We start from the raw sequence: 23142 nt of genomic DNA, 5'->3' as shown, positions 1-23142 counted from the left end.
GCCGTCCGCCCTGTCCGGTACCACTGGAGGAGTGCTGCCTTGACCGAGACCACCGCCGCGACCGCCGAACAGCAGGCGATGATCGACACCCTGCCGCCGGACTTCCGCTGGGGCGTGGCCACCGCCGCGTACCAGATCGAAGGTGCGGTCGCCGAAGACGGGCGCACACCGTCCATCTGGGACACCTTCTGCCGGGTGCCGTGGGCGATCGACAACAACGACAACGGTGACGTGGCGTGCGACCACTACCACCGGATGCCCTCGGACATCGAGCTCGTCCGCGAGCTGGGCGCGGACACGTACCGGTTTTCCGTGGCGTGGCCCCGGGTCCAGCCGCGCGGGCGGGGTGGCGTCAACGAAGCGGGTATCGGGTTCTACGACCGGCTCGTCGACGAGACGCTGGGCCGCGGGATCACGCCGTGGCTGACGCTGTACCACTGGGACCTCCCGCAGGAGCTGGAGGACGCGGGCGGCTGGCCGGCGCGCGACACGGCGTACCGGTTCGCGGACTACGCGATGCTGGTGTTCGACCGGTTGAAGGACCGGGTGCGCCATTGGACGACGTTGAACGAGCCGTGGTGCTCGGCGATGCACGGGTACGTGCACGGCGTGATGGCGCCGGGCCGCCGTGACTACGCGGCCGGCCTGCACGCGGTGCACCACCTGCTGCTCGGGCACGGGCTCGCGGTGCAGCGGATGCGCCAATCAGCACAGCGTCCCACGGAGTTCGGCATCACGCTCAACATGTGCACGGCCGATCCGGCGACGGACTCCCCGGAGGACGTCCGCGCGGCCCGGCAGGCGGACGGCCTCGGCGTCCGCATCTACCTGGACCCGCTGGTGCACGGCCGCTACCCGGCGGACGTGGTGGACGATCTGGCTTCGCGCGGAGTGCGCCTCCCGGTCCAGGACGGCGACCTCGACGTGATCTCGACGCCGCTGGACTTCCTGGGCGTGAACTACTACTTCGGCCAGCAGTTCTCGGGCGTGGACGAGTCGGGCTCTTCCGTGGACGCGGACGGCGTCCCGGCATCCCGGGTGGTCCCGTTCGGCGAGCCGACGACGGCGATGGGCTGGGAGATCCTGCCGGGCAAGTTCACCGAGCTGCTGACGCGGCTGGGGCGTGACTACCCGGGCGTGCCGATGTACATCACGGAGAACGGCTCGGCCTTCGAGGACGACCCGGACTCGTCGGGTTTCGTCCGCGACGACGAGCGCACGGCGTACCTGGCGTCCCACATCGCCGCGGTGGCGGCGGCCCGCCAGGCCGGGGCGGATGTCCGCGGGTACTTCGCGTGGTCCCTTTTGGACAACTTCGAGTGGGCTTACGGTTACGCGAAGCGGTTCGGGCTGATCCGGGTGGATTACGAGACGCAGCAGCGGACGATCAAGCAGAGCGGGTACTTCTACCGCGACACCGTCCGGCGGGTCCGGGGCGGCTGAGGCCCAGAGCCGTGAATGCCACCTTCCGGGACTTAACGTCCGTGAAGGTGGCATTCACGGCTTTTCGGCGGTGGGGCGCGCGGAAGCCGAAGCCAGCCAGCGCGCGATGATCGTCCGCTGGATTTCCGACGCCCCTTCGTAGATGCGCGGCGCCCGAACCTCGCGGTACAGGTGCTCCAGCAGGTGCCCGCGCTGCAGCGCGCGGGCGCCGTGGAGCTGGACCGCCGAGTCGACGACGAACTGCGCCGCCTCGGTGGCGAACAGCTTCGCCATCGCCGCGCGGCCGCCGAGGTTCGGCTCACGCGCGTCGTACGCGCCCGCTGCCGCGTAGACCAGCAAGCGCGCGGCTTCCGTGCGCGTCGCCATTTCGGCGAGGGTGTGCGCTACCGCCTGCTGCTTGATCAACGGACCGCCGAACGCTTCGCGCGAACCCGTGTGGGAAACCGTCGCGTCGAGAGCCGCCTGAGCCATGCCGACGGCGAACGCCCCGACGCTCGGGCGGAACAGGTCCAACGTCCGCATCGCCACGGCGAAGCCGCAATTTTCCTCGCCGAGCAGTTCCTCGCGCCGGACCTCGACGCCGTCGAACGTCACCGTGCCGATCGGGTGCGGGCTGACCAGGTCGAGATGCTCGCCGGCCAGCCCCGCGCGGTCGCCGGGGACGACGAACGCGCTCACCCCGCGTGCGCCCGCGTCCGGCGTCGTGCGGGCGAACACCGTGTAGAAGTCGGCTTCCGGCGCGTTCGAGATCCACATCTTCGACCCGGTGAGGCGCCACCCGTCGCCGTCGGGCTCGGCCGCCAGGGACAGCGCGGCCGCGTCCGAGCCCGCGTCCGGTTCCGTCAGCGCGAAGGCCGCCACCGCGTCCCCGGCCGCCACCGCGGGCAGCCACTTCGCGACCTGTTCGTCCCGTCCGGACTGCAACACCGGGTAGCTTCCCAGGCCCTGCAACGCCAGGGCCGTCTCGGCTTCCGTGCTTACAATGGCGAGGTTCTCGCGCAGGATGCACAGGTCCGTCGCGGCCGCCTGCCTCGACGGGGTGCCCGAAGTGACGCCGGGGAAGAGCCGCGCGAGCAGCCCGAGCGCGCCCATCGCCTTGAGCAGCGGGCGGTTGACCGCACCCTCCACACCGGACTCGGCGAGCGGGCGCAGCTGTTCTTGCGCCAGCTGCCGGACTTCTGCCGCGAACGCCTGCTGCGACGGGTCAAGGGTGAAAGTCATGACGAACCTCCGGGTCGCCAGCGGGCGTGGGCGGTGCCGGCCGGGCCGGACCGGACGAGGTCCAGCCGCGGTTCCGGTCCGTCGGAGCGGCCCGTCTGCGGCTTGCGGCTGCCCGGGGCGAAGGGCTTGGGCCACGGCATCGGGTAGCCCTGCTCGGCCGCCGCGTGCAACGTCCACTGTGGATCATAGAGGTGCGTCCGGCCCAGTGCGCAGAGGTCCGCACGGCCCGCGAGGATCAGCGAGTTCACGTCGTCGTAGGACGAAATGGCGCCGACCGCGATCACCGCGATCCCGTACTCCTCGCCGATCTCGTTGCGGATCCGGTCGGCGTACGGCGTCTGGTAGCTGCGGCCGTACTGCGGGCGTTCTTCGCTGACGACCTGGCCGGTCGAGACGTCGATGCCCGCGGCGCCGTGGGAAGCGAACGCGCGCGCGATCTCGACGGCGTCGTCGGCGTCGATGCCGCCTTCGCACCAGTCGGTCGCCGAGATCCGGACGGTCATCGGCCGCTCGGCGGGCCAGGCGGCGCGGACCGCGTCGAAGACCTCGAGGGGGAAGCGCAGCCGGTTCTCCAGCGAGCCGCCGTAGGCATCCGTGCGGTGGTTGGTCAGCGGCGAGAGGAACGACGACAGCAGGTAGCCGTGCGCGCAGTGCAGTTCGAGGACGTCGAACCCGGCCCGGGCGGCGGCCTCGGCGCACGCGACGAACTGCTCGCGAATCTCCGAGAGTTCCGTTGTGGACAGTTCGCGCGGGACCTGGTTGCGGTCGGAGTACGGCAGCGCCGAAGGCGCGCAGACCTCCCAGTTGCCGGCCGGGAGCGGCTCGTCGATGCCGTCCCACATGAGTTTCGTCGAACCCTTGCGCCCGGAGTGTCCCAATTGGACGCCGATGCGCGCGGGCGTCTGCGCGTGCACGAAGCCGACGATCCGCTTCCAGGCGGCTTCCTGTTCCGGTGTGTACAACCCGCCGCAGCCCGGGGTGATCCGGCCCTCGGGCGAGACGCAGACCATCTCGGTCATCACCAGCCCGGCGCCGCCGAGCGCCTTGCTGCCCAGGTGCACCAGGTGGAAGTCGCCCGGCACGCCGTCGACCGCGGAGTACATGTCCATCGGGGACACGATGATCCGGTTCGGCAGCTCCAGCTCGCCGAGCCGGAACGGCTGGAACATCGGCGGCCGTGACGTCGTCCCGAGCGACCGCGCGAACCAGTGGTCGAGCTCGGCGGCGAACTCGGGATCGCGCAGGCGGAGGTTGTCGTAAGTGACGCGGCGGCTGCGCGTGAGGAGGTTGAACGCGAACTGCGGCGGCTCCTGGTGGGCGTACTGCGCGATGTTCTCGAACCACTCCAGGCTGGCCTGCGCGGCGCGTTGCGTCGACGTGACGACCGGCCGCCGTTCCAGCTCGTAGGCCTTGAGCGCCGCCGCGACGCCGTCGTTCTCGTGCAGGCACGCGACCAGCGCGAGGGCGTCCTCCATCGCCAGCTTCGTGCCGGAGCCGATCGAGAAGTGCGCGGTGTGCGCGGCGTCGCCGAGGAGGACGACGTTGTCGTGCACCCACGTCTCGCAGCGGACCGTGCCGAACGAGACCCACTTCGAGTTGTTCGCCATGATCCGGTGGCCGCCGAGGACGTCGGCGCACAGTTCGCGGATGAGCGCGATCGACTTCTCGTCGCTCCGGCCCGGCGGCAGCGACGTCGCCGCGATGGGCCCGAACGTCCGCTGCCAGACGTCTTCCTGCACTTCGAGGATGAACGTGCTGCCGTCGCGGCCGTACGGGTAGCCGTGGATCTGCATGATCCCGGCCGGGGTTTCGAGGACGTAGAACTTGAAGGCGTCGAACACCAGGTCCGTGCCCAGCCAGATGTACCGGCAGCGGCGGGTTTCGACGCTCGGCCGGAACGTTTCGGCGAAGCGGGTCCGCACCGCCGAATTGACGCCGTCCGCGGCGACGACCAGGTCGTACCCCGACAGGTCGGCCGGCGCCTCTTCCCGGAAGCGGAGGGCGACGCCGAGTTCGCCGCAGCGGCTCTGCAGGATGCCGAGCAGGCGTTTGCGGCTCATCGCGGCGAAGCCGTGGCCGCCCGAGGTGGTGACCGTGCCGCGGTAGTGGACGTCGATGTCGTCCCACCGGGCGAATTCCGCCTTCATCGCCTCGTGCACCGCCGCGTCGGCGTGCTCGATGCCCCCGAGCGTCTCGTCGGAGAACACGACGCCGAAGCCGAAGGTGTCGTCCGGCGCGTTGCGCTCCCAGACGGTGATGTCGTGGGCGGGGCCGAGCTGTTTCGCGAGCGCGGCGAAGTACAGACCCGCCGGGCCGCCACCGATGACCGCGATTCGCACGCCGTCCAGGGTATGTCGTCACCACTACGACCGTCAATAACGCGAAAGATGGCGTACGGTGTCCGGCATGGAACGCATCAACCCGCCGGAGCTGGGCAAGCCGTCCGGGTTCTCGCACGCGGTGGTGGCGGAGGGCCGGGTCGTCTTCCTCGCCGGGCAGACCGCGCTGGACGCGTCGAACAAGATCGTCGGCGACGGCGTCGTCGAGCAGTTCGAACGCGCGCTCGGCAACCTGCTGGCGTCGCTGCGCGCGGCCGGCGGGTCCCCGGAAGACCTCTGCAGCGTGACGATCTACATCGTCGACATGCCGGACTACCGGGCCCACGCGCGCGAAATCGGCGCGGTGTGGCGGCGGCTCGCGGGCACGGAGTACCCGGCGATGGCCGGGATCGGCGTGTCCCGGCTGTGGGACGAGGAGGCCCTGGTCGAGGTCCAGGGCTTCGCGGTGCTCAGCCGAGGTTGATCGCCTTGGCGACGTACGCCCGGGCCGACGTCTCCAGCTGGGTGTGCAGCTCGAAGAACAGTTCCGCCGCGCGGATCCCGGACCAGTCGCGGGGCAGGAACTCCGCGGGCAGGCCGGGGTCGAGGTACGGCATCCGCCGCCAGCCGGTCAGCACCCGGACGTAGTCGCCGAACGCCTCTTCGTCGGGGACCGGCCGTCGGCGCTGCCAGCGGCGCAGCGCCGGGCCGTGCTCGTCGAGGAACGTCGTGTACAGCTCGTCCAGCCGGTCGAGGTCCCACCACTCGCGGACCTTCGCCGCGACGTCGCCGAACGCCAGGTGGTCGGCGCGGAACAGGTCGGCGTACCCGGCCAGGCCGAGCCGGGTCAGCGCCTCTTCGGTGGCCGCGTGGAGGTGGGCCGGGGCGATCCAGACGCCGGAGGCCGCGGTGCCGAAGCCCATCCGGGCCAGCTGGGTGCGCAGGAGGTGGCGCTTGTGGCGTTCGGTTTCGGGCACCGAGAACACCGCGAGCAGCCAGCCGTCGGCCGGGGTCGCCCGCCCGCGGCGGAAGATCCGCTCGTCGCCTTCGCGCAGGATCTCCCGGGCTTCGTCGGACAGTTCGTAGCCGGCGGTCGCGTCGCGGCGCACCGCTTCGAGGATCCCGCGCCGCTTCAGCCGCGAGATCGACGAGCGCACGGCGGGCTCGTCGACGCCGACGGCGGCGAGCAGGTCGATGAGCGAGGCGACCGAGAGCCAGCCGCCTTCGGTGCGCGAGTAGAGGCCGTACACCGTCACGATGAGCTGACGCGGCTGGGCTGCCCGGCCGGAGCCGTCCAGTTCGGTTGCGTCGGGTACGGCCGTCATCGGGCCACGATAGCAACTCCCGCCCGGATCGCTCCGCTACGATTCCGCCGCGATGCTGCCAGCCACCAAGGGGATCTTCGACCGGCTCACCCGCCGCGGCCGCCTGATGACCAAGCGGGCCTGCGACCGGCAGGGCCATGTGGTGCGCAGCGGCCGGTTCCTGTTCCGCACCCCGACCGCGTGGGAGTACGCCGCCGCGGTCGCCTGCGGCAGCGATCCGGCCGCGCAGCGCTGGCTCGGCTGGCAGCGCGATTCGATCGTCGCCCAGCCGGCGCGGGCGGACGCGCTGCGCGTCGTGCCCGGCACCGGGCCGGACTGGGCGTCACCGGATCCGCAGTCGGTCGACCTGGTGATGATCGACGTCGAAGCCAACCGCTGCGTCGGCCTGGTGAGCGTGCACACCGGCGAGGACGGCGGCCCGGAGACCGGCGGCTACCTCGCCCCGGACTACCGCGGCCGCGGCCACGGACGGGTGCTCTTCGCGGCCGGCCTGACGCTGGCGCACGACCACCTCGGCCTGTCGCGCGTCCGCGCCGGCGCGGAGGTGGGCAACGTCGCCAGCGCGCGGTCGCTGCAGGCCGCCGGGCTGGTCCGGGTGGCCGGCCCGCCGACGTACCGGCTGCCGGACGGCCGGGTCACCGAGGCGTGGTGGTTCCAGCACGACGTCCCGCGTCCGACGCGGTGCGGCGGACCTCAGGCGGGTTGGTTCCCGGTGTCGTCGGTGCTCTGAAGCTTCGGTCCTGGCCGACGTTTTCCCTGGTTACCTTCACCGCATGACTTCGCTTTCCGCTCCGGTTCCGCCCGTGCCGTCCGAAGTGCCTCCGGGGAGCATCGCCTGGTTGCGCGCGTCCGTGGCCCGCTTCAGCAATGGCCCCGACCACGCCCGGCGGCGGGCGCTGGCGGTGTCCCTTCTGGACTCTGTCGGTGACCTGCGGGAAGCAGCCCTCACGCGCACCCGGGGGATCGTTGCTGCGCTGGAAACTTTCGACGTGATGGCCGAAATCGCGCGGCCGGTGCCGGTCGGGGTGCTCGCCGAAGCGCTGGGCCTGCCGGACGTCTCGGCCGACGTGGCTCCGGTCGCGGCCGCGTACCACCCGCACGTGACGCCGGGCCGGGGGGCCGAAGCCGCACTGGGACGGCTGATCACCGCCTGCGGCGCGGCGGACGAACTCGCGGCGGCGCGGATCGGGCTGCTCGTCCAGGCCTGCGACGCCACGGCGGGGCTCATCGGCAACGGGCTTTTCGCTTCGCTGACCGGAAAACCCGCCGAGCAGCCGGTGCTCGGCACCCGCCGCCGGATCGACGGTGAGGACGTCACGGTGTCGCTCGCCGGGTCACCGTTCGGTGCCGGGCCCCGCGCTTGCCCGGGGTCGCGGCACGCCCACGCCCTCGCGGCCGGCGTTCTCGAGGCGTTGCGCGGTTTCCGCCTGACAGAAGTGGAAACGACCTGGGTTTCGTCGCCGAATCTCCGGATGCCCGCGGTGCTGCGGGTGACCCGCGATCGAACCGGCAGTGGGCTCTGCTAAGACTTACCGCGGTCATCCTCTGGGGAAGGTGCGCGGAATTGCTGTACTTCGACGGTCTGCTCGGCGTCGTCACGCTCGGGTTGTGGATCTTCTGCCTGGTCGACGTGATCACGACGGACGAGTCGTCCTGCCGCAACCTGCCGAAGGGGCTGTGGCTGCTGCTCGTGCTGGTGGTGCCGCTGGTCGGCTCGATCATCTGGCTGGTCGCCGGCCGTCCGCAGCAGGTGACCCGGGCGCGCGGCCCGTTCGAGCGCCACGCGCCGGCGTTCCCCGAGTACGACCGCCCGGGCCGCTTCGCGGCGACGAGCCCGGAAGACGACGAGGAGTTCCTCCGCAAGTGCCGGGAACGCGCGGAGGCCCAGCGCAAGCTGGCCCGCGAACGGCGCGGCGAAGACTGACCCGCTAGCAGGCCGGCCCTTCGCAGGTGCCACGTTCGTAGGCTTCCAGCGTCGCGATCACCAGCTGCCGCTCGGCCGGGGTCAACGGCGTCAGCGCGTCGCTCCACGCCTTGGCGCCGCGCGCCAGCCAGGCGTCGACCGCCGGGCGCTTGTCCGGGGTGATGCTGACGATCGTGCGGCGGCGGTCGGCCGGGTCTTCGTCGCGGTTCAGCACCCCCTGGCGGCTGAGGTCGCCGACCATCAGGCTCGCCGTCGTCGGGGCCACCTGCAGGCGGGTGGCCAGCTCGGTCACCGTCATCGGGCCGTCGAAGAGCAGGTACGACAGCAGCGAGAGGTGCCGCGGCGCCAGCGCGCAGCCGTTCAGCTCCTCGGGCACCGGCGTGCGCTTCGCCCGGCCGACCAGGCGCGGCATGAGCAGCAGGAGCTGCCGCACGCCGTCTTCGACACTCGGTCCGGCCTCCGTTGACACCACACACCTCCCGTCGGTAGCTTTGCTTGCAAAGCAAACTTTTCGTCCGAGCGTACCTTGCGCCCGGACGAGCGTACCGGCCAGAAACAGGGGATCCCATGACCGCGCCAGCCGACATGAACGAGTTCAACAAGCAGGTCGCCGCCGAGTTCCGGGCCAACGAAGGCAAGGTCGGCGGCATGTTCGAGGGCAAGAACGTGCTCTTGCTCACCACGATCGGCGCGAAGAGCGGCGAAGAGCGCCTCTCGCCGCTGGTCTACACCCGGGACGGCGACCGCTACGTCATCGCCGCGTCCATGGGTGGCGCGCCGAAGAACCCGGCCTGGTACCACAACCTCGTCGCCAACCCGAAGGTCACCGTCGAGGTGGGCACCGAGAAGTTCGAAGCCACGGCCACCGTGATCGCCGACCGCACCGAGCGCGACCGCCTCTACGCGGGCATGGTCGCCCACGCCGAGGGCTTCGCCGACTACGAGAAGAAGACCGACCGGATCATCCCGATCGTGGTCCTGGAGCGCTGAGCCTGTAACGAGTGGCCACGGCGCGGTGGCGGCTGAGCCGGTTGGTGCGCGTCCTGGTCGGCCTTGCAGTGCCCCTTGGGTCGTCTCTGAGCCAAGGGGCACTCGTGCACGGCCGAAGCCGGCTTCGCGCCGACGATCGCGGCCGGCACCCCGACCCCGCAGTGGGGTCAGTTCGAAGACGGTGCCTGACCGAGGAATCCGGAGTAGACGAGGTGCAGAAGCGCGGCGTAGGCGTGCTGCGCGTCCGCGACCGCGAGTTCTTCGCCGGTCACCTCGGCCCTCAGGGCCTCGATCCTGCGCATGATCTCTTCCAACTCCGCCAGCACGTCCACGGGAGCCGGCTTGAAGACGCTCCGTTCGACGAACCGGATCACCGTGGTCACGTGCTCGTCGGCACCGGCCAGTTCGCTGTGTGTGAAGGCTAGTTCTTCACTTTTCGCGCCTCGAGGAAACGGAAGTGACCTCCACAGAGTGTAGGCGTCTCTGAAACTCAGCATCGATTCTCTCCAAAACCTAGCCCCGGTACCAGAATGATACGACCTTGCCGTCCGGGGCGATGATTCCGCCCTTGCCGCCCGGTACCCAGTACTTCACCCCGTACTCGCCGTCGCCGAAGGGTTGCCGCTTGGCGTTCAGACCACGTTTCCCGCCTGGTTGTGCCAGCTGCTCGGACCACTCCTTCGCATCCAGGAAGTACTGCTCGGGTGTGACGTGCTCAGGCAGGCCGTGCTTGTTGTAGTGGTATTCGAAGCTCTTCTCATACGAGGTGAAAGTGCCCTCGTGCCAGATGTCTCCGGCTCCCACCGGGCAGGGCACCGTGTTGTGCACCAGAACCGGCGTGTCGCCCGCGAGCACGTAGTAGGTGTGAACACCCTCGACGGTGAGGTTGTAGGTCCGCAGGGCCGTCGCGTAGCGGTTGTTGGCCGTGACCGTTGCACGTCCGTCACCGGGCGTGGCGAGCTGCTCCCCCGGCACGAGCGCCGCAGCGGCCACCCATGCGTGATTCGTCTGACTCCAGAACAGGTGGTGAGCCGTCGTGGTGACGATCCTCGGACCGGACGGGGTGGCTATGGTGAGGTTGTCGAAGTCCCGGTCGTCATCCGTGACGTGAACGGCGGTGACGGTGTGCCGCTCGAGCGCGGAGGTGCCGGGCTCGGCGTTCGAAACCCGGTCGTCCGGCCTGATGTCCTTGATCGGCTTGCCGGTGCCGTTCGCCATCAGTACGGGCGTGTCGCCGACGAAACTGTTGCTTCCGCACGGCACGACGTTTGTCAGGTCGTAGCCTTCCTGCGCGAGTCTGGAAGCGTCCGCGTTGGCTTCCGCGGCCAGCCGTTCCATCTGGCCGAGTTCGGCGTTTATTTCCGCGCCGAGAACGTCGATAGTGCTGCGGCCGCCGACCATGGCGTCGGCCATTTCGGCGGTGATTCCGAGGCTGTCGACTCCGCCGATTTCGGCGCCGGCGCCTCGGAGCAGCGCCAGGACGTCGCAGATGCCTTCGCAGGCGGCGGTGAGCAGGCTGATGCCGATGAACAGGAAGATTTCGTCGACCGGATCGGCTCCGCTGTCGGTCAGGATGGGGTCGGGGTAGCGGGCCTGGAAGTTGGGGTTGAACAGGTTCTGCGGGTCCAGGCACAAGTTGGTTTTGAGGCTGCCTTGGGGGTTGAGCTGGCGGCAGAGGTCCTGCAGGTGGTGCAGGATGCGGTCCTTGTCGGCCTGAGTGCCGGTGAACAGGAGAATGCAGTCTTCGGTGCTGTAGCCGTCCAGTGACGACGCGGGTCGCATGGCGGGCTGGCACGCTTGCTTGCGCAGTTCGATGACCTGTTGTTTCTCGGTCTCGACCTTCCTGGCGACCGCGTCCCAGGCTGCGTGCGCGGCATCAGCGGCTTCTTTGGCGCTCTTGCCGGCACTGAGTGCGTCGTTGTACGCATTGTGCGCATAGGTCGCCGCGTCACGCGCGTAACCGGCAGCATCCGCGGCGGAATGGGCGGCCCAGGCCGCGGAGCGACCGGCCCTGTCGGCGGCGGCGGTCGCGGTTGCCGCCGCCGCGGCGGCGGTGTGCGCCGACGCTTGCGCTTGCTGTGCGGAGGCGGCGGCGCGGTTGGCGGCGTTTTGGGCCTGGTTGGCGGCGTCGGCGGCTTGAGCGGCTGCGGTAGCGGCTTGGTCGGCGTAGCGCGCTGCCTCGTCGGCGGCGTTCCGGGCGCGCGCGGCGGCGGCCTGGGCTTCGTTGGCGTCGTGGGTGGCACTGGCCGCGGCGCTGGTGGCCTGGGCGAGGAGGCTGTCGATGGCGGCGTTGTGGGCGGCGGTGTTCTGGTCGCGGCGGGCCGCGGTGAACTGGCCGACGGCCAGGAACTCGTGCGTCAAGGCCGGCGGCCCGTCCAGCGCGGCTTGTGCGCCGGCGACGACCTCGCGGGCCCCGGCGGCCCGGGCGGCCGACTGAACCTGGGCCACCTTCACCTGGTCGTCGATCTGCAGGGCGATGTACTGGCCGGTGTCGATGAAGTCCCGCAACGCCTTGGCGGTTCCGGCGTCCAGCGCGTTCTGGCCGTGCTGGACGACCACGGTGCGACCGGCCGCCCTGGCGGCGGACATGATCTGGCTGACCTGCAGGGTGTCATCCTGCAGCCGGCCGGGGTAGTCGCGGCTGCGCAGGAAGTTCCGCACGTCGATGTCCGTACCGGCAAGTGCCGTGGCGGCGGCCGTTTTGAAGCCGGACGTACCGGCGTCGGCGAGCTGGGTGAGGATGACGCGGTCGTCCTGCCCCGCGGCCGCGTTCAGGCCGGTGGTGATGAAGTCGACGGCTTCGTCGTCGACGGCGGCGACCGCGGCGAGCGCCGCGGCCTTGACCCAGGGGCCGCCCGTGTCCGCCAATTTCAACGCGACCTTGCGCGCATCACCGATGACGGTGGCGCGTGCGGTGCCCGGGGCGGTCGCTTCGGCGATCAGGCGGTTGGTGTCCGCGTCCCACGTGCCGGCCTGGTCCAGGTCCCACCGTGGCGGAACTGTCCGGGTTGCGTACATTGCGGCGGCAGCGAAGGCTGCGTCATCGGCTTGCTGTCCCGCCAGGGCGATCCGGTCGTCGTCGGCTTTGCGGGCCACCTGGGCGATCTGTGACGCCTGCTGCGCCGCCGTCACCGCCGTGTTCGCCGCCGCCGTCGCCGCATTGGCGTGGTCGGTGGCCTTCCGGGCCGCGTCCGCCGCGTTCCCGGCGAAGACCGCCGCGTCGGCGGCGGCGTTGGCGGCCGCCGTGGCGTTGGCCGCGGCCGCGTCGGCGGCATCGGCAGCCTGGCCTGCGGCAGTACCGGCCTGATCCGCCCACGACTGGCTGGCCTGCGCCGCGGCCACTGCACGCGCGGCCTGCGCACGCGCCTTGGCCGCCGCAGCCTGCGCTTGGCGGGCGTCGGCCCCGGCGGCCGCGGCGTTGTTCGCCGCATCCGTGGCCGCCTGCGCCGCCGTGCGCGACTGGTTCGCCGCGTCGGTCGCTGCCTGCCCGGCGGCCTTGGCCTGTTGCGAGGCCGTCCGGGCGGATCGCGCGGCATTGGCGGCCGTCGTCGCGCTCACCGCAGCGTCGCGGGCGGTCTGGGCTGCCGCGTTGGCATCCGCCGCCTTGGTCCTGTCGCCCAGTGCCGCCGCCGCAGCATCGTAAGCGTGGGAGGCGGCCCTGCCGGCTTGGGATGCGGCGGTCGCGGCTCGCGACGCGGCCACCGCCGCGGTATGCGCGGCGGCCGTGGCCGCGTTGGCCGCGCCGATCGCCCGGCGCGCGGTGATCGCGGCCTGATCAGCGGCATAGGCGGCCCGGTTCGCGGCGTTCGTCGCCGCGGCGGCGTTGCCCTGCGCCGCCGCGGCCGCGTCCTTCGCTTCCTGGGCGGCCTTCTGCGCAGCAGCGGCCTCGGTGACCGCTCGGTCCGATTCGTCCTTCGCCTGCTGCGTCTGAGTCGCTGCCTGTTCCGCAGCAGCTTTGGCCGTGGCCACGAGCTGGGTGATCGACGTGGTTTCCGCGTCCCGCGACTGCGCGATCGGCAGATCGATGATCAGGAACTGGTTCAGCGCATCGAGGGTCCCCGCGTCCAGCGCCTGCTGGCCTGCACGCTTCACCTCAGGGCCACCGCCGGATCTCGCGCGGCTGACCTTCACCGTCTGATCGATCTCGAACGGAACCTGCCACCCGGAATCGAGGAACGTCTTGAGCGCGTCGTCGGTACCGGCATCGAGCGCCTTTTGCCCGGCTTTCCTGACCTCCGCGCCACCGGCCGACATGACCTGGCTGACGCGCACAGTGAGGTCGATCCCGTGCGGCGTTTCCCAACCGGTGTCCAGGAACGCCTTCAGCGCGGCGTCGGTGCCGGCGTCCAATGCCTGCTGACCGGCCGAACGAGTAGCCGGCCCGCCGGCCGACATCATCCGGCTCACTCCCACGGTCCGGTCGATCGACGCATCCGTGTCTTTCTGCGTCGTCAGGAACCTCGTCACGTCCGCGTCGGTGCCCAGCAAGGCGAGTGCGGCATCACGTTTCGTGGCCGGGCCGCCGACCCGCCACAACAAGGCCACTTTCGCCCGATCCGAGCCGGCGGCGGTGGACGACGCCGTCTGCGCCGAGCGGATCTCCGCGGACGCCGCCGGAACGGCCACGCCCCCGGCCGCCAGCGCAACGGTCATCGTCATTGTCAGGGCAGCACGAAACCCGAGCCTTGCCGCACGCATCTGAGTCCCCCTCGATCGACCGGCGCGAAACTTCGCCCCGACGTAAATCGCGCAGAAGCAGATTTACCGGGCACGCGGGTAGCCGTCAACCGCCAAAAGATTGTGATCAACATCACAATGTAGTTTCGTGGATTTTTGCTTTAGCTTAGCGCTGCTACGCCGAGTCGGCCGTGAATACTGCCCGGGTCTCGCTGTGGCGATTTGTCGCAATTGCGACGAAGGGGGCACGAAAGAAGGGGGAGTAGGCAAGTGCGTTTGTTTCATCGGACGTCTTTCGTCATCGCAGCCGTCGCGGTCACGGCTGCGGTCGGCATCTCGGTGGCGGCGGCTGTCAGCGGAGCAGCGACCACGGCGGACGAGCAGCCGTCGACAGTGGAGGACTTCGGTTATCCCGGCGCGGCCGCGATCCTGGCCGCCGATCACGTGCAGCTGATCAGCGGCGACGGGCACATTCTCTACAAGACTTGTCCGCCGACGGAAGCTCCCGGCCTCATCATCGTCCGCACCAGCGACACCATCGGTCCCGGCGCGAGGGGGAGGATCTGTTTCCAGGTCACGGGCCCGGTCGGGCACCTCACCCTGAAGGTGCCCAACGTCTTCGCGGTCCGTGGTGACGGCACCTCCGGCGGGCAGGGGCACAAACTCAAAGCATCGCTGAGCACCGATGCGGGGATGCACACCACGGTAGATGTGAACCCCAACGCCGACACCGAAGTCGGGATCGCCGCCACGCCGCCCGGTGATCCCACCACATTGCTGCAATTGGACGCCGCGTCTTGAGGTGCACGACAGCAGATGTTCAGAGGGGATCTTCAATGCTTCGCCGTGAATTGAACGATGGCGCGCGTCCGGCCGGGGGCAAGGCGATTCGGCGGCTGACGGTGGTCGCGACGGGGCTGCTCGCCGCCGGAGCGCTCTCGGTTGCGCCTGCCGATGCGGTCGCCGGAGGCTCGGCGGCGGTAGACGGTTCGTACGGGTTCGTGGCCAAGATCAACGGCGCACTCGGGTGCACCGGCGCCCTGATCGACGCGGAATGGGTCATCACGGCCAAGAGCTGTTTCGGGACCGACGTGGTCGCCGGTGCTCCGGCAACGCCGGTCACGGCGACCATCGGAAAAGCCAGCCTTTCGGCCACCATCGGCCATACGGTGAACGTCGTGCAGCTGGTTCCGCATGCGGACCGCGACGTCGTGTTGGCCCGCCTCGCCCTCCCGGTCTTCGACGTGGCGCCGATAGCGATCGCGGCGACGCCGGTTGCGGCCGGCAACGTGCTCCGGGTGGCAGGTTTCGGGCGTACCACCACCGAGTGGGTGCCTGACAGGTTCAGCACCACCCAGTTCAAGGTCGACACCGTCGCTCCGTCGACGCTGGCCATCACCGGCACCGCTCAGGCCGACGCGACAACCTGCAAGGGCGACGCCGGTGGTCCGGCCTTCCGCGAGAACGGTGGGACGTTCGAACTCGTGGGGATCAACCTCAGCTCATGGCAGCACGGGTGTTACACGGAGAGCGAGACGAGAATCGGCACGACGGAAAGCCGGGTCGACGACTTGGCGAGTTGGGTCGCCCAATCGACCGCGGCTCAATCCGCGGTGATCAAGGGCAAGGCCAGCGGTCAGTGCTTGGACCAGGACTACACCGGTAACCAGGAGCATCCGACTGTGCAGGCTTGGCAGTGCTGGACGCCTACTACCGGGAACCAGCAGTGGACCTTGGTGCGGGTGGCCGGCGCGGACACCGTCCAGATCGTCAACAAGCTGTCCGGTAAATGCCTGGATCAGGCGTTCGCGAACAACCAGCCGACCGCGCTCGTGCAGGCCTGGCAGTGTTGGACCACTGTGCAGGACAACCAGCGGTGGGTCATCCAGCCCCACTATGAAGACAACACGATCACGCTGGTCAACAAGAAGAGCGGGCAATGCCTGGACCAGACCTTCACCAACGGCACGGCGCAGCCGGCCGTGCAGGCCTGGCAGTGCTGGAACCCGAGTACGCCCAACCAGCGCTGGGCGCGCAACTAGTTGCGGAGCTTTCAGGGCGTTCGTCGGGTCTGGTCATTCGGCTGGGTTGACGAACGCCCTGAAGGGCTGCTGCTTCGCAGCGATCAGCAGGATCCCGCTGGTCCAGGCCTGCGACGTGCCGTGTAACGTCTCTCGTCGTCGTGCATGTTGAGTACGCCTGGGTGGGGTCGACATTCGTTCGGCACGTGGTGAGGTGGCGGTCCAGGAGGCGCGGCGAGATCACCTCCCGGAGAGCGAAGGCAGTCCTAAGCCCATGCAGACCGCGACCGACATCACGCCAACGGCCGAACCTGAGCCTCGGCTGCCGACGTCGCGACGACGTCCTTGGCTCCGGCCGGTGATGTGGGTCCTCGGTATTTTGGTGCTGAGCGCCGCCGTCGTGGCGAGGGTGGGGCGGTTCGGCTTCAACCCCACCGACCAGGGTTTCGTACTGGCGCAGAGCTGGCGGATCCTGCACGGGGAAATCCCGCACATCGATCTCGGCTCCCCGCGGCCGCTCGGCTCGGCCTACCTGCACACAGTGGACTTCCTCGTGCCGGCGCCGCTGATGGTGTCGTCCAGCTTCGTCATGATGGTCCAGCTCGCCGTGGCCACCATCGCGTTGGCCGCGTTGCTCACCGGCACGTCGCCGCTGACGTGGGGTCCACTCCGGACCGCGTTGGTTGCCGCAGCGGCGATCGTGAACCTCAACACCTACCCTTTGATGGCCTGGCACACGGTCGACGGCGTCTTCCTCACGGCTGTCGGCTGGTGGGCGCTGGACAGCGGGCTGCGTTCCGGCGTCCGGTGGCAGCGGTGGCTCGGCCTGTTCAGCCTGGGTTTCGCGGTGATCGTCAAGCAGAGCTTCGCGTTCGCGGTACCGCTCGGCATCCTTCTGCTGCTGTTCCACTCCGGGACCGGGGCGAAGAACGGCCTTTGGTGGCGACGAAGCATCGTCGACCTGCTGTGGCTCGGTGCCGCGCCGCTGGGGTACTTCGGGTTGATCACCGTCCGGGGCGGGCTTCCCGAGGCGATCGCGCAGCTCACCGGCGGGCAGCAAACCTGGGGCGAGACGCTGTACGGATTCTGGTCGGCCGGCTTCCACGGATTCCGCAGCGACCCGCGTACGTTCATTCTGCTGACCGCACTCGGCGCGCTCGTCATCGCGGCGCTCTGGCTCTTCCGGCAGCGGCTCGGCGTGGCGGGTCGCGTCCTGCGCCTGGTGACTGCGGTCGCTATCACGGCGGTAGTGGCTTTCGTGCTGGTCAACGGCAAGTTCGAGCACGCGAACTCATGGCCGCTCGCCGTGCTGTGGATCTTCCTCGTGGCTGCCGGGATGGACGCTGTCGTCCGTCGGCGGTTCCCTTGGCAACAGCTGCTGGTCGCCCTGCTCGGCTGGATGTCGAGCCTGTCCTGGGGTTACCAGCTGCCATCGCTGGTCGCCGGGACGATGGCGCTGGGCACGCTCGACCTGCTGGTCGTCGCGCTGTCCGATCTGCCGAAGCCGAATGTGCGTCGCCTTTCGCTTGTCTCGTTCAAGGTCGCCGGGGCACTGGCCGGTGTGGTGGTTTTCCTGCTCGCCGGTGTGCAGTTGATGACGGCTCACGACAAGGCGCCGTACGCGGACCGCCCGCAGGGTGAGTTGACGAAGGACCTCGGCGATGTCGCCGCCCCGATGAGGTGGGTGCGCACCAATCCGAGCGTGTTCACCTATGTTTCGCAGATCCGCGACTGCCTTGCGCGGTATCCGGCGAAGAACGTCGCCGTCCTGCCGGACAACCCCTTCGCCTATCCGGTCTTCAAGGTGCGCAACCCGTTCCCGATGGACTGGCCGCTGCCGCAAGAGCTGGTCGGTAACACGAAGCAGCAAATGCTGGACACGGCGCAGCGCCTCGACCGCGATGGCGACTACCTTGTGCTGTTCCAGACCATTCAGGTCGAGGTGCTCATCGCGGCCGACCCGGTACCCACGGATGTCGCCCCCGACGCCGAGACCTTCGGCCGTTCCTACGTAGAACCCGCTGTGCGTAAGGCACTGCACGGCCAAGCCGTCAGTTGTGGGAACTTCGCCGGGGTGTGGGCCGCGGCGCGCTGACTTCTGCGAGTGGCTCACTGCGTTACGACCGCGTGCGTCAGCGGAACGTGTTCCGCGGGTCGTACTCCCGCTTCAGCCGGGCAAGGCGCTCGAGGTCCCGGGCCGGGTGGACGCTCTCGGCGACCTCCTCCGGCGCGTGCTCGCCGTACACGAACGGCAGCAGGCGCCCGGTCGTCCACGGCGCCAGCGCGTCGAACAGCTTCGCGTGCGTACGACGGACGGCCGCGACGCCGTCGTCGCCGATCACCGACAGCGCCCGGACGACGTACTCGGCCGAGCGGTCCCAGCCCACGCCCGGCGTCTCGGGTGTCCGGGCGAGCGCGCCGCCGAGCCGGTCGATGATGAGCACGGGCGGTGCGGCCGCGCCCGGGCCGGCGTGTTCGCCGATCGCGTCGAGCATGGCGTCGTTCAGCTGCGAGACGGTCGCGTTGGTGCCGTGGTAGCCGTGCGGCTGCCGCGGCTCGGCCGCGATCGACCCGGACTCGGTGAACGGCATCGGCCGCAGCGTGTCGAGCAGGGCGGGGGCGGCGGCCCGCAGCGGCGCGACGAGGTCGTCGCCGTCTTCGCCGAGGTAGGCGATCCGGACCTGGGCGATGTGCCGGCCGCGGACGGGCTCCGGCACCATCGGCAGGTCGGGGTACCGGATCATGGCGAGTGACGTCGTCAGCGTGTCCGGCGCGGCCGCCGACCACGTCCGCCAGGCCCGCAGCACGGCCGGCACGTCGGCGCTGTCGAAAGTGAGGCTGCCGCCGTAGAGCCGGCTGACCGGCAGGAGGCCGAACTCCATCGCCGTGACGACGCCGAAGCCGTCGCGGCCGCCGCGCAGCGCCCAGAACAGGTCCGAGCCCGGCTCGACGCGCCGGAGCTCGCCGTCGGCGGTCACGACGTCGAGGGCGCGGACGTGGTCGGCGGCGCGGCCGTACCGGCGGCCCATCAGCCCGAAGCCGCCACTGAGGGTGTAGCCGACGACGCCGACGTCCGGGGAGGAGCCGCTGAGCGGCGCCAAGCCGTGTTTCCCGGCGGCTTCGATCACGGCTTCCCAGCGGACGCCGGCTTCGACCCGGGCGGTGCCGGCCGAGGCGTCGATCTCGACGCCGGTCATCCGGCGGGTGCTGATCAAGAGCCCGTCGGTGCCCGCGGTCAGGCCGTGCCCGGTGGCCTGGACCGCGACGGGCAGCCGGTGCTCGGTCGCGTAGCGCACCGCGGCGGCGACGTCCTCGGCGCTTTCGGCGGCGACGACGACCGCGGGCGAGCTGGGCACCGCCGTCTGGAACCCGGCGACTTCTTCGGCGTAACCGTCCTCACCTGGGCGGAAGCTGGGCATTTCGGCTCCTTTCGTTGCGTTGCCTCCAGCTTGGGCCGACTTTGATCAGAAGTCCAAGATCTGATTTGTCTACTGACTAGAATCAACTCTTATGGAACTGCACCAGCTCGCCTACTTCGTCGCTGTAGCGGAGGAAGGCAACTTCACGCGCGCGGCGGAGCGGCTGCACGTCGCCCAGCCCGGGGTGAGCGCGCAGGTCAGACGGCTGGAGCGGGAGCTGGGGCAGGAGCTGCTCGATCGCTCCGGCCGGACGGTCCGGCTCACCGACGTCGGCGCCGCGGCCCTGCCGCACGCCCGGGCCGCGCTCGCGGCCGTGCAGGGGGTGCGCGAAGCCGTCGAGGAGCTGGCCGGGCTGGTCCGCGGCCAGGTCGCGATCGGCGCGGTGACGTCGGCGGGCCCGGTCGGGCTGCCGGACCTGCTGGCCGGCTTCCACGAGCGGTACCCGGCGGTGGAGATCACGCTGTCGGAAGCCAACTCCGACACGATGCTCGCGGCGCTGCGCGACGGACGGCTCGACCTCGCCGTCGTCGGCCTCGCGACCGGCCCGCCGCCCGGCATCGCGACGCAGGTGCTGCTCGACGAGCCGTTCCTGGCCGTCACCGCACCCGGCGGTCCGCTGGCTGACCGGGACCAGGTCGAAATCCCCGACCTCGACGGGCTGCCGCTGATGGCGCTGCCCAAGGGGACGGGCTTGCGCACGGCCTTGGACGCCGCCTTCGCGCGGGCGGGGCTGACGCCGCGGATCGCGTTCGAGGCGGCCGACCCGAACGTCCTGGTGCAGCTGGCGACCCGGGGTCTCGGCGTGGCGATCGTGCCGGAGTCACTGGCCCGGTACCACCAGGCGGAGCTGCGGGTCGTCGGCATCGGCGGCCCGGGGTTGCGGGGCGTGCTGGCGCTGGCGTGGCGGACCGAAGGGCCGTTGAGCCCGGCCGCGCGCGCCTTGATCGCGTTCGCCCGGGCTGCTTACCGCTCGGGACGCACCGGAGGCCCGTCTGAGAGTTGACCGCTTCGCGCGCGGACGAAAAGGTGGGCTGATGAGCGGCGATGAGGTCCGGCACGGCGTCAAGCTGAGCAGTCTCGACCAGGAGGTCTTCCCCGGCGCGGGGGTCACCAAGCGGGAGCTGCTCGACTACCTCGAAGCGGTGTCCGGCCGGATGCTGCCGGAGCTGCGCGACCGGCTGCTCAGCGTCGTGCGGGTGCTGCGCGGCCAGGGGCCGTTCATGCAGAAGAACCTGCCGAAGTACACGCCGGAGTGGGTGGAGCGCCGGGCGCTGTGGGCCGACCGGTCCCGGCGCGAAGTCACCTACGCGCTCTGCAACGACCTGCGCACCCTGCTGTGGTTCGGCAACCAGCGCGCGATCGAGTACCACACCACGTTGTTCCGCGGCGAGCCCGCGAGCGGGCCGACGCACCTGATCCTCGACCTCGACCCGCCGGAGGACAGCCCGTTTTCCCTGGCCGTGGGCGCCGCGAAGCTGGTGCGGGAGGCGTTGCGCAACGACGGGCTCGACGGCGCGGTGAAGACCAGCGGGTCCAAGGGCGTCCACGTCTTCGTGCCGCTCGCGCCAGGCCAGTCGACCGAGGACATCGCCGCGGCGACCCGGGCGGTCGCCGCCCGCGCGGAACGCATCGACCCGGCGCTCGGCACGACGGAGTTCGTGCGCGAGCGCCGTGAGGGCAAGGTGTTCCTGGACTCGACGCGGGCCGGGGGCGCGACGGTCGTGTCGGTCTACAGCCCGCGCCACCGCCCGGGCGCGCCGGTGTCGTTCCCGGTCCGCTGGGCCGAGCTCGACGGGGTCAAGCCGGCCGACTTCACCGTGCACACGGCCCCGGACCTGCTGGGCGCCGGCGACCCGTGGACCGAGGAGATGCCGGCGCCGTTCGTGTTGCCGGCGGACCTGGTCGAGGAGGGGCACACGATCCCGATCGCCCGGGTGGTCGCGATGCACGAGGGCAAACGGCGGGCCCGCGCGGCCCGCGAGTCGGGCTCCTGACGACGGTCAAGCAGCTTGGTTGTGGCCCGGCCGGACGTGGCCCATGGGGCGGCGCAGGGACGCGCGGGTGATCGCGACGATCCGGCCCGGCGCCTGCTCGACCCGGTGCCGGGCCAGCCACCGGACGTCCCGGCCGAAGGACCACACCAGCGACGTCAGCGCCGCGGCCACGAAAGCGAACAGGACGGCGGCCGGCAGCAGCTCGGACACCGCCACCACCAGCACCACGCCCTGCACCGCGGCCACCGTCTTGCGGGCCATGCTCGGGTAGAGCGGCGCGGTCAGCCAGGGCATCGCCCAGGAAGCGGCGACGAACACGTACCGCATCAGGCCGATCGCCAGCACCCACAGCCCGAGCGCGCGGGACACCTGGATGCACAGCAGCAGGATCAGGAACGCGTCGACTTCCATGTCGAACCGGGCGCCGAACTCCGAGGCCGTCCCCGTGCGGCGGGCCACCTGGCCGTCGAGGCCGTCCAGGAGCAACGCCAGCCCGACCAGCCCGACCAGCCACGCAATCGGAAAGCCGCCGTCCGCGATCAGCGCCGCGGCGCACCCGACGAGCAGCGCGCGGGCGAAGGTGATCCAGTCCGCCGGCCCGAAGGCCGGACGGCCGCTGCGGCGCAGGCCCCACTCCGTGAGCAGCACCAAGGCGAGGCCGTAGACGACTCCGGTCGCCCAGGCGAGCGGGGCGAGACCGCCCACGACGACCCCCGCGGCGAGCACCGGCGCCGGAATCACCGCACGCAGGAGAAGGTCCTGTTTGATCATCGTCGACTCCGCGGATTGCTCATAGGGTGGCGACACCAGCCTCCGGTCGCCTGCTGAGGAGAAACACGTGGAACAGGCTTTCTGGGTTCAAAGCCCCGGCTCGGGACAGCTGCGCGAGGAGCGGCTGCCCGAGCCCGGACCGGACGACGTGCTCGTCCGCACGCTGTGCTCCGGCGTCAGCCGCGGCACCGAAACCCTCGTCTTCCGCGGGGGCGTCCCGGCGAGCCAGCACGACGTCATGCGCGCCCCCTTCCAGGAGGGCGAGTTCCCGGGCCCGGTGAAGTACGGCTACCTCAACGTCGGTGTGGTCGAGCAGGGCCCCCCGGAGTTGACGGGCAAAACCGTCTTCTGCCTCTACCCGCACCAGACCGCGTACGTCGTCCCGGCGACCGCGGTGACGCCGGTCCCGGACGCCGTCCCGCCCGGCCGCGCGATCCTCGCCGGCACGGTCGAGACCGCGGTGAACGCCGTGTGGGACGCGCGGCCGCGGCTCGGCGACCGGATCGCCGTCATCGGTGCCGGGATGGTCGGCTGCAGCGTCGCGAAGCTGCTCGCCGGCTTCCCGGCCGCGCGGGTGCAGCTGATCGACGTCGATCCGGCCAAAGCGGACATCGCCGCGGCGCTCGGCGTCGACTTCGCGGCCCCGGACCAAGCGCTCGGCGACTGCGACCTCGTCGTGCACGCGAGCGCGAGCGACGCCGGGCTCGCCCGCGCGCTGGAGCTGCTCGCGCCGGAGGGGGAGGTGGTGGAGCTGTCGTGGTACGGCGATCGCCGGGTGAGCGTCCCGCTCGGCGAGAACTTCCACTCGCGCCGCCTGGTGATCCGCAGCAGCCAGGTCGGGACGGTCGCGCGCCCCGGCCGCAGCTACGCCCAGCGTCTCGGCGTCGCCCTGGATCTGCTGGCCGATCCCGCGTTCGAAGCGCTGGTCAGCGGCGAATGCATGTTTGAAGATCTCCCTTCCGTGTTACCCCGTTTGGTGGCGAATGAACTTTCCGCCCTTTGCCTCCGTGTCATGTATCAGCCGCAGTGACCACGTCCA

20 protein-coding genes are annotated in these 23142 nt (G+C 70.5%); 12 read left to right on the top strand and 8 right to left on the bottom strand.

The features are described from left to right. Positions 1–39 precede the first annotated feature (39 nt). Positions 40–1443 (top strand): GH1 family beta-glucosidase, encoded by a 1404-nt coding sequence (locus AB0M80_RS24295; protein WP_364568932.1) that lies wholly within the window; start codon positions 40–42, stop codon positions 1441–1443. Positions 1444–1497: 54 nt separating this feature from the next. Here AB0M80_RS24295 and AB0M80_RS24290 read toward each other — a convergent pair whose 3' ends face one another. Next, positions 1498–2664: an acyl-CoA dehydrogenase family protein gene (locus AB0M80_RS24290; RefSeq protein WP_364568929.1), complete on the bottom strand. Its 1167-nt coding sequence runs from the start codon at positions 2662–2664 to the stop codon at positions 1498–1500. Beyond that, positions 2661–5003: a bifunctional salicylyl-CoA 5-hydroxylase/oxidoreductase gene (locus AB0M80_RS24285; RefSeq protein ID WP_364568926.1), complete on the bottom strand. Its 2343-nt coding sequence runs from the start codon at positions 5001–5003 to the stop codon at positions 2661–2663. The genes AB0M80_RS24290 and AB0M80_RS24285 overlap by 4 nt, the downstream gene beginning before the upstream one ends. A 67-nt stretch (positions 5004–5070) precedes the next feature. On the opposite strand from AB0M80_RS24285, the gene AB0M80_RS24280 reads away from it, so the two are divergent. Then, on the top strand, positions 5071–5466 hold the full coding sequence (locus AB0M80_RS24280; protein WP_364568923.1) for a RidA family protein: 396 nt from the start codon (positions 5071–5073) through the stop codon (positions 5464–5466). Here the strand turns inward: AB0M80_RS24280 and AB0M80_RS24275 are convergent. Next, positions 5453–6307 carry a PaaX family transcriptional regulator C-terminal domain-containing protein gene (locus AB0M80_RS24275; protein ID WP_364568921.1) on the bottom strand — a complete coding sequence of 285 codons (855 nt, stop codon included), beginning with the start codon at positions 6305–6307 and terminating at the stop codon, positions 5453–5455. The genes AB0M80_RS24280 and AB0M80_RS24275 overlap by 14 nt on opposite strands. Positions 6308–6359: 52 nt before the next feature. Between AB0M80_RS24275 and AB0M80_RS24270 the strand changes: the two genes are divergently transcribed. Genes AB0M80_RS24270 through AB0M80_RS24260 form a run of 3 tightly spaced genes read left to right on the top strand, consistent with a single transcriptional unit; the run spans position 6360 to position 8231 of the window. After that, positions 6360–7037 (top strand): GNAT family protein, encoded by a 678-nt coding sequence (locus AB0M80_RS24270; protein ID WP_364568918.1) that lies wholly within the window; start codon positions 6360–6362, stop codon positions 7035–7037. A 43-nt stretch (positions 7038–7080) separates the two neighbouring features. Next, a complete protein-coding gene (locus tag AB0M80_RS24265; RefSeq protein WP_364568916.1) occupies positions 7081–7833 on the top strand; it encodes a hypothetical protein in 753 nt (250 codons plus the stop codon). Between the two features lie 38 nt (positions 7834–7871). Further along, on the top strand, positions 7872–8231 hold the full coding sequence (locus tag AB0M80_RS24260) for a PLDc N-terminal domain-containing protein (RefSeq protein WP_364568913.1): 360 nt from the start codon (positions 7872–7874) through the stop codon (positions 8229–8231). Between the two features lie 4 nt (positions 8232–8235). Here AB0M80_RS24260 and AB0M80_RS24255 read toward each other — a convergent pair whose 3' ends face one another. Then, positions 8236–8700: a MarR family winged helix-turn-helix transcriptional regulator gene (locus tag AB0M80_RS24255; RefSeq protein WP_364568911.1), complete on the bottom strand. Its 465-nt coding sequence runs from the start codon at positions 8698–8700 to the stop codon at positions 8236–8238. Between the two features lie 98 nt (positions 8701–8798). Between AB0M80_RS24255 and AB0M80_RS24250 the strand changes: the two genes are divergently transcribed. Further along, a complete protein-coding gene (locus AB0M80_RS24250; protein WP_364568908.1) occupies positions 8799–9221 on the top strand; it encodes a nitroreductase family deazaflavin-dependent oxidoreductase in 423 nt (140 codons plus the stop codon). 167 nt (positions 9222–9388) lie between these two features. Here AB0M80_RS24250 and AB0M80_RS24245 read toward each other — a convergent pair whose 3' ends face one another. Both AB0M80_RS24245 and AB0M80_RS24240 read right to left on the bottom strand, forming a co-directional pair. Continuing rightward, entirely contained in the window at positions 9389–9604 is a 216-nt protein-coding gene (locus tag AB0M80_RS24245; RefSeq protein WP_364568905.1) for a hypothetical protein, read from the bottom strand. Between the two features lie 130 nt (positions 9605–9734). Beyond that, a complete protein-coding gene (locus AB0M80_RS24240) occupies positions 9735–13874 on the bottom strand; it encodes a polymorphic toxin-type HINT domain-containing protein (protein WP_364568902.1) in 4140 nt (1379 codons plus the stop codon). 294 nt (positions 13875–14168) lie between these two features. Here AB0M80_RS24240 and AB0M80_RS24235 point away from each other — a divergent pair, with 294 nt between their 5' ends. From AB0M80_RS24235 to AB0M80_RS24225, 3 genes are all read left to right on the top strand, one after another. Then, positions 14169–14699 (top strand): hypothetical protein, encoded by a 531-nt coding sequence (locus AB0M80_RS24235; RefSeq protein ID WP_364568899.1) that lies wholly within the window; start codon positions 14169–14171, stop codon positions 14697–14699. 35 nt (positions 14700–14734) lie between these two features. Beyond that, on the top strand, positions 14735–15940 hold the full coding sequence (locus tag AB0M80_RS24230) for a trypsin-like serine protease (RefSeq protein ID WP_364568896.1): 1206 nt from the start codon (positions 14735–14737) through the stop codon (positions 15938–15940). Between the two features lie 253 nt (positions 15941–16193). Continuing rightward, positions 16194–18014, top strand: coding sequence for a hypothetical protein (locus AB0M80_RS24225; protein WP_364568893.1), 1821 nt, complete (start codon positions 16194–16196; stop codon positions 18012–18014). A 37-nt stretch (positions 18015–18051) separates the two neighbouring features. Here the strand turns inward: AB0M80_RS24225 and AB0M80_RS24220 are convergent, their stop codons facing one another. After that, positions 18052–19338 carry an FAD-binding oxidoreductase gene (locus AB0M80_RS24220; RefSeq protein WP_364568890.1) on the bottom strand — a complete coding sequence of 429 codons (1287 nt, stop codon included), beginning with the start codon at positions 19336–19338 and terminating at the stop codon, positions 18052–18054. Positions 19339–19429: 91 nt separating this feature from the next. Between AB0M80_RS24220 and AB0M80_RS24215 the strand changes: the two genes are divergently transcribed. Further along, the gene (locus tag AB0M80_RS24215; RefSeq protein ID WP_364568887.1) at positions 19430–20341 is read left to right on the top strand and encodes a LysR family transcriptional regulator; all 912 of its coding nucleotides are present in this window, start codon (positions 19430–19432) and stop codon (positions 20339–20341) included. A gap of 31 nt (positions 20342–20372) precedes the next feature. After that, complete coding sequence (locus tag AB0M80_RS24210; RefSeq protein WP_364568884.1) at positions 20373–21332, top strand: ATP-dependent DNA ligase; 960 nt, start codon at positions 20373–20375, stop codon at positions 21330–21332. Between the two features lie 6 nt (positions 21333–21338). Here AB0M80_RS24210 and AB0M80_RS24205 read toward each other — a convergent pair whose 3' ends face one another. Continuing rightward, complete coding sequence (locus AB0M80_RS24205; protein ID WP_364568882.1) at positions 21339–22103, bottom strand: CDP-alcohol phosphatidyltransferase family protein; 765 nt, start codon at positions 22101–22103, stop codon at positions 21339–21341. Between the two features lie 67 nt (positions 22104–22170). Here AB0M80_RS24205 and AB0M80_RS24200 point away from each other — a divergent pair, with 67 nt between their 5' ends. Beyond that, positions 22171–23133, top strand: coding sequence for a zinc-binding alcohol dehydrogenase (locus AB0M80_RS24200; RefSeq protein WP_364568879.1), 963 nt, complete (start codon positions 22171–22173; stop codon positions 23131–23133). Positions 23134–23142 lie beyond the last annotated feature (9 nt).

Origin of the sequence: Amycolatopsis sp. NPDC051045 (assembly GCF_040682955.1) — a bacterium.
Taxonomy (GTDB): Bacteria; Actinomycetota; Actinomycetes; order Mycobacteriales; family Pseudonocardiaceae; genus Amycolatopsis.
Note: the sequence above shows the minus strand (reverse complement) of the source record. Positions and strands in the feature narration are given on the sequence as shown.

What these genes read in the sequence shown, in the direction of transcription:
- AB0M80_RS24290 (WP_364568929.1), bottom strand. Translation starts at nt 2,664, where the DNA reads ATGACTTTCACCCTTGACCCGTCGCAGCAGGCGTTCGCGGCAGAAGTC.
- AB0M80_RS24280 (WP_364568923.1), top strand. Translation starts at nt 5,071, where the DNA reads ATGGAACGCATCAACCCGCCGGAGCTGGGCAAGCCGTCCGGGTTCTCG.
- AB0M80_RS24275 (WP_364568921.1), bottom strand. Translation starts at nt 6,307, where the DNA reads ATGACGGCCGTACCCGACGCAACCGAACTGGACGGCTCCGGCCGGGCA.
- AB0M80_RS24270 (WP_364568918.1), top strand. Translation starts at nt 6,360, where the DNA reads ATGCTGCCAGCCACCAAGGGGATCTTCGACCGGCTCACCCGCCGCGGC.
- AB0M80_RS24265 (WP_364568916.1), top strand. Translation starts at nt 7,081, where the DNA reads ATGACTTCGCTTTCCGCTCCGGTTCCGCCCGTGCCGTCCGAAGTGCCT.
- AB0M80_RS24250 (WP_364568908.1), top strand. Translation starts at nt 8,799, where the DNA reads ATGACCGCGCCAGCCGACATGAACGAGTTCAACAAGCAGGTCGCCGCC.
- AB0M80_RS24240 (WP_364568902.1), bottom strand. Translation starts at nt 13,874, where the DNA reads ATGACCGTTGCGCTGGCGGCCGGGGGCGTGGCCGTTCCGGCGGCGTCC.
- AB0M80_RS24230 (WP_364568896.1), top strand. Translation starts at nt 14,735, where the DNA reads ATGCTTCGCCGTGAATTGAACGATGGCGCGCGTCCGGCCGGGGGCAAG.
- AB0M80_RS24225 (WP_364568893.1), top strand. Translation starts at nt 16,194, where the DNA reads ATGCAGACCGCGACCGACATCACGCCAACGGCCGAACCTGAGCCTCGG.
- AB0M80_RS24220 (WP_364568890.1), bottom strand. Translation starts at nt 19,338, where the DNA reads ATGCCCAGCTTCCGCCCAGGTGAGGACGGTTACGCCGAAGAAGTCGCC.
- AB0M80_RS24215 (WP_364568887.1), top strand. Translation starts at nt 19,430, where the DNA reads ATGGAACTGCACCAGCTCGCCTACTTCGTCGCTGTAGCGGAGGAAGGC.
- AB0M80_RS24210 (WP_364568884.1), top strand. Translation starts at nt 20,373, where the DNA reads ATGAGCGGCGATGAGGTCCGGCACGGCGTCAAGCTGAGCAGTCTCGAC.
- AB0M80_RS24205 (WP_364568882.1), bottom strand. Translation starts at nt 22,103, where the DNA reads ATGATCAAACAGGACCTTCTCCTGCGTGCGGTGATTCCGGCGCCGGTG.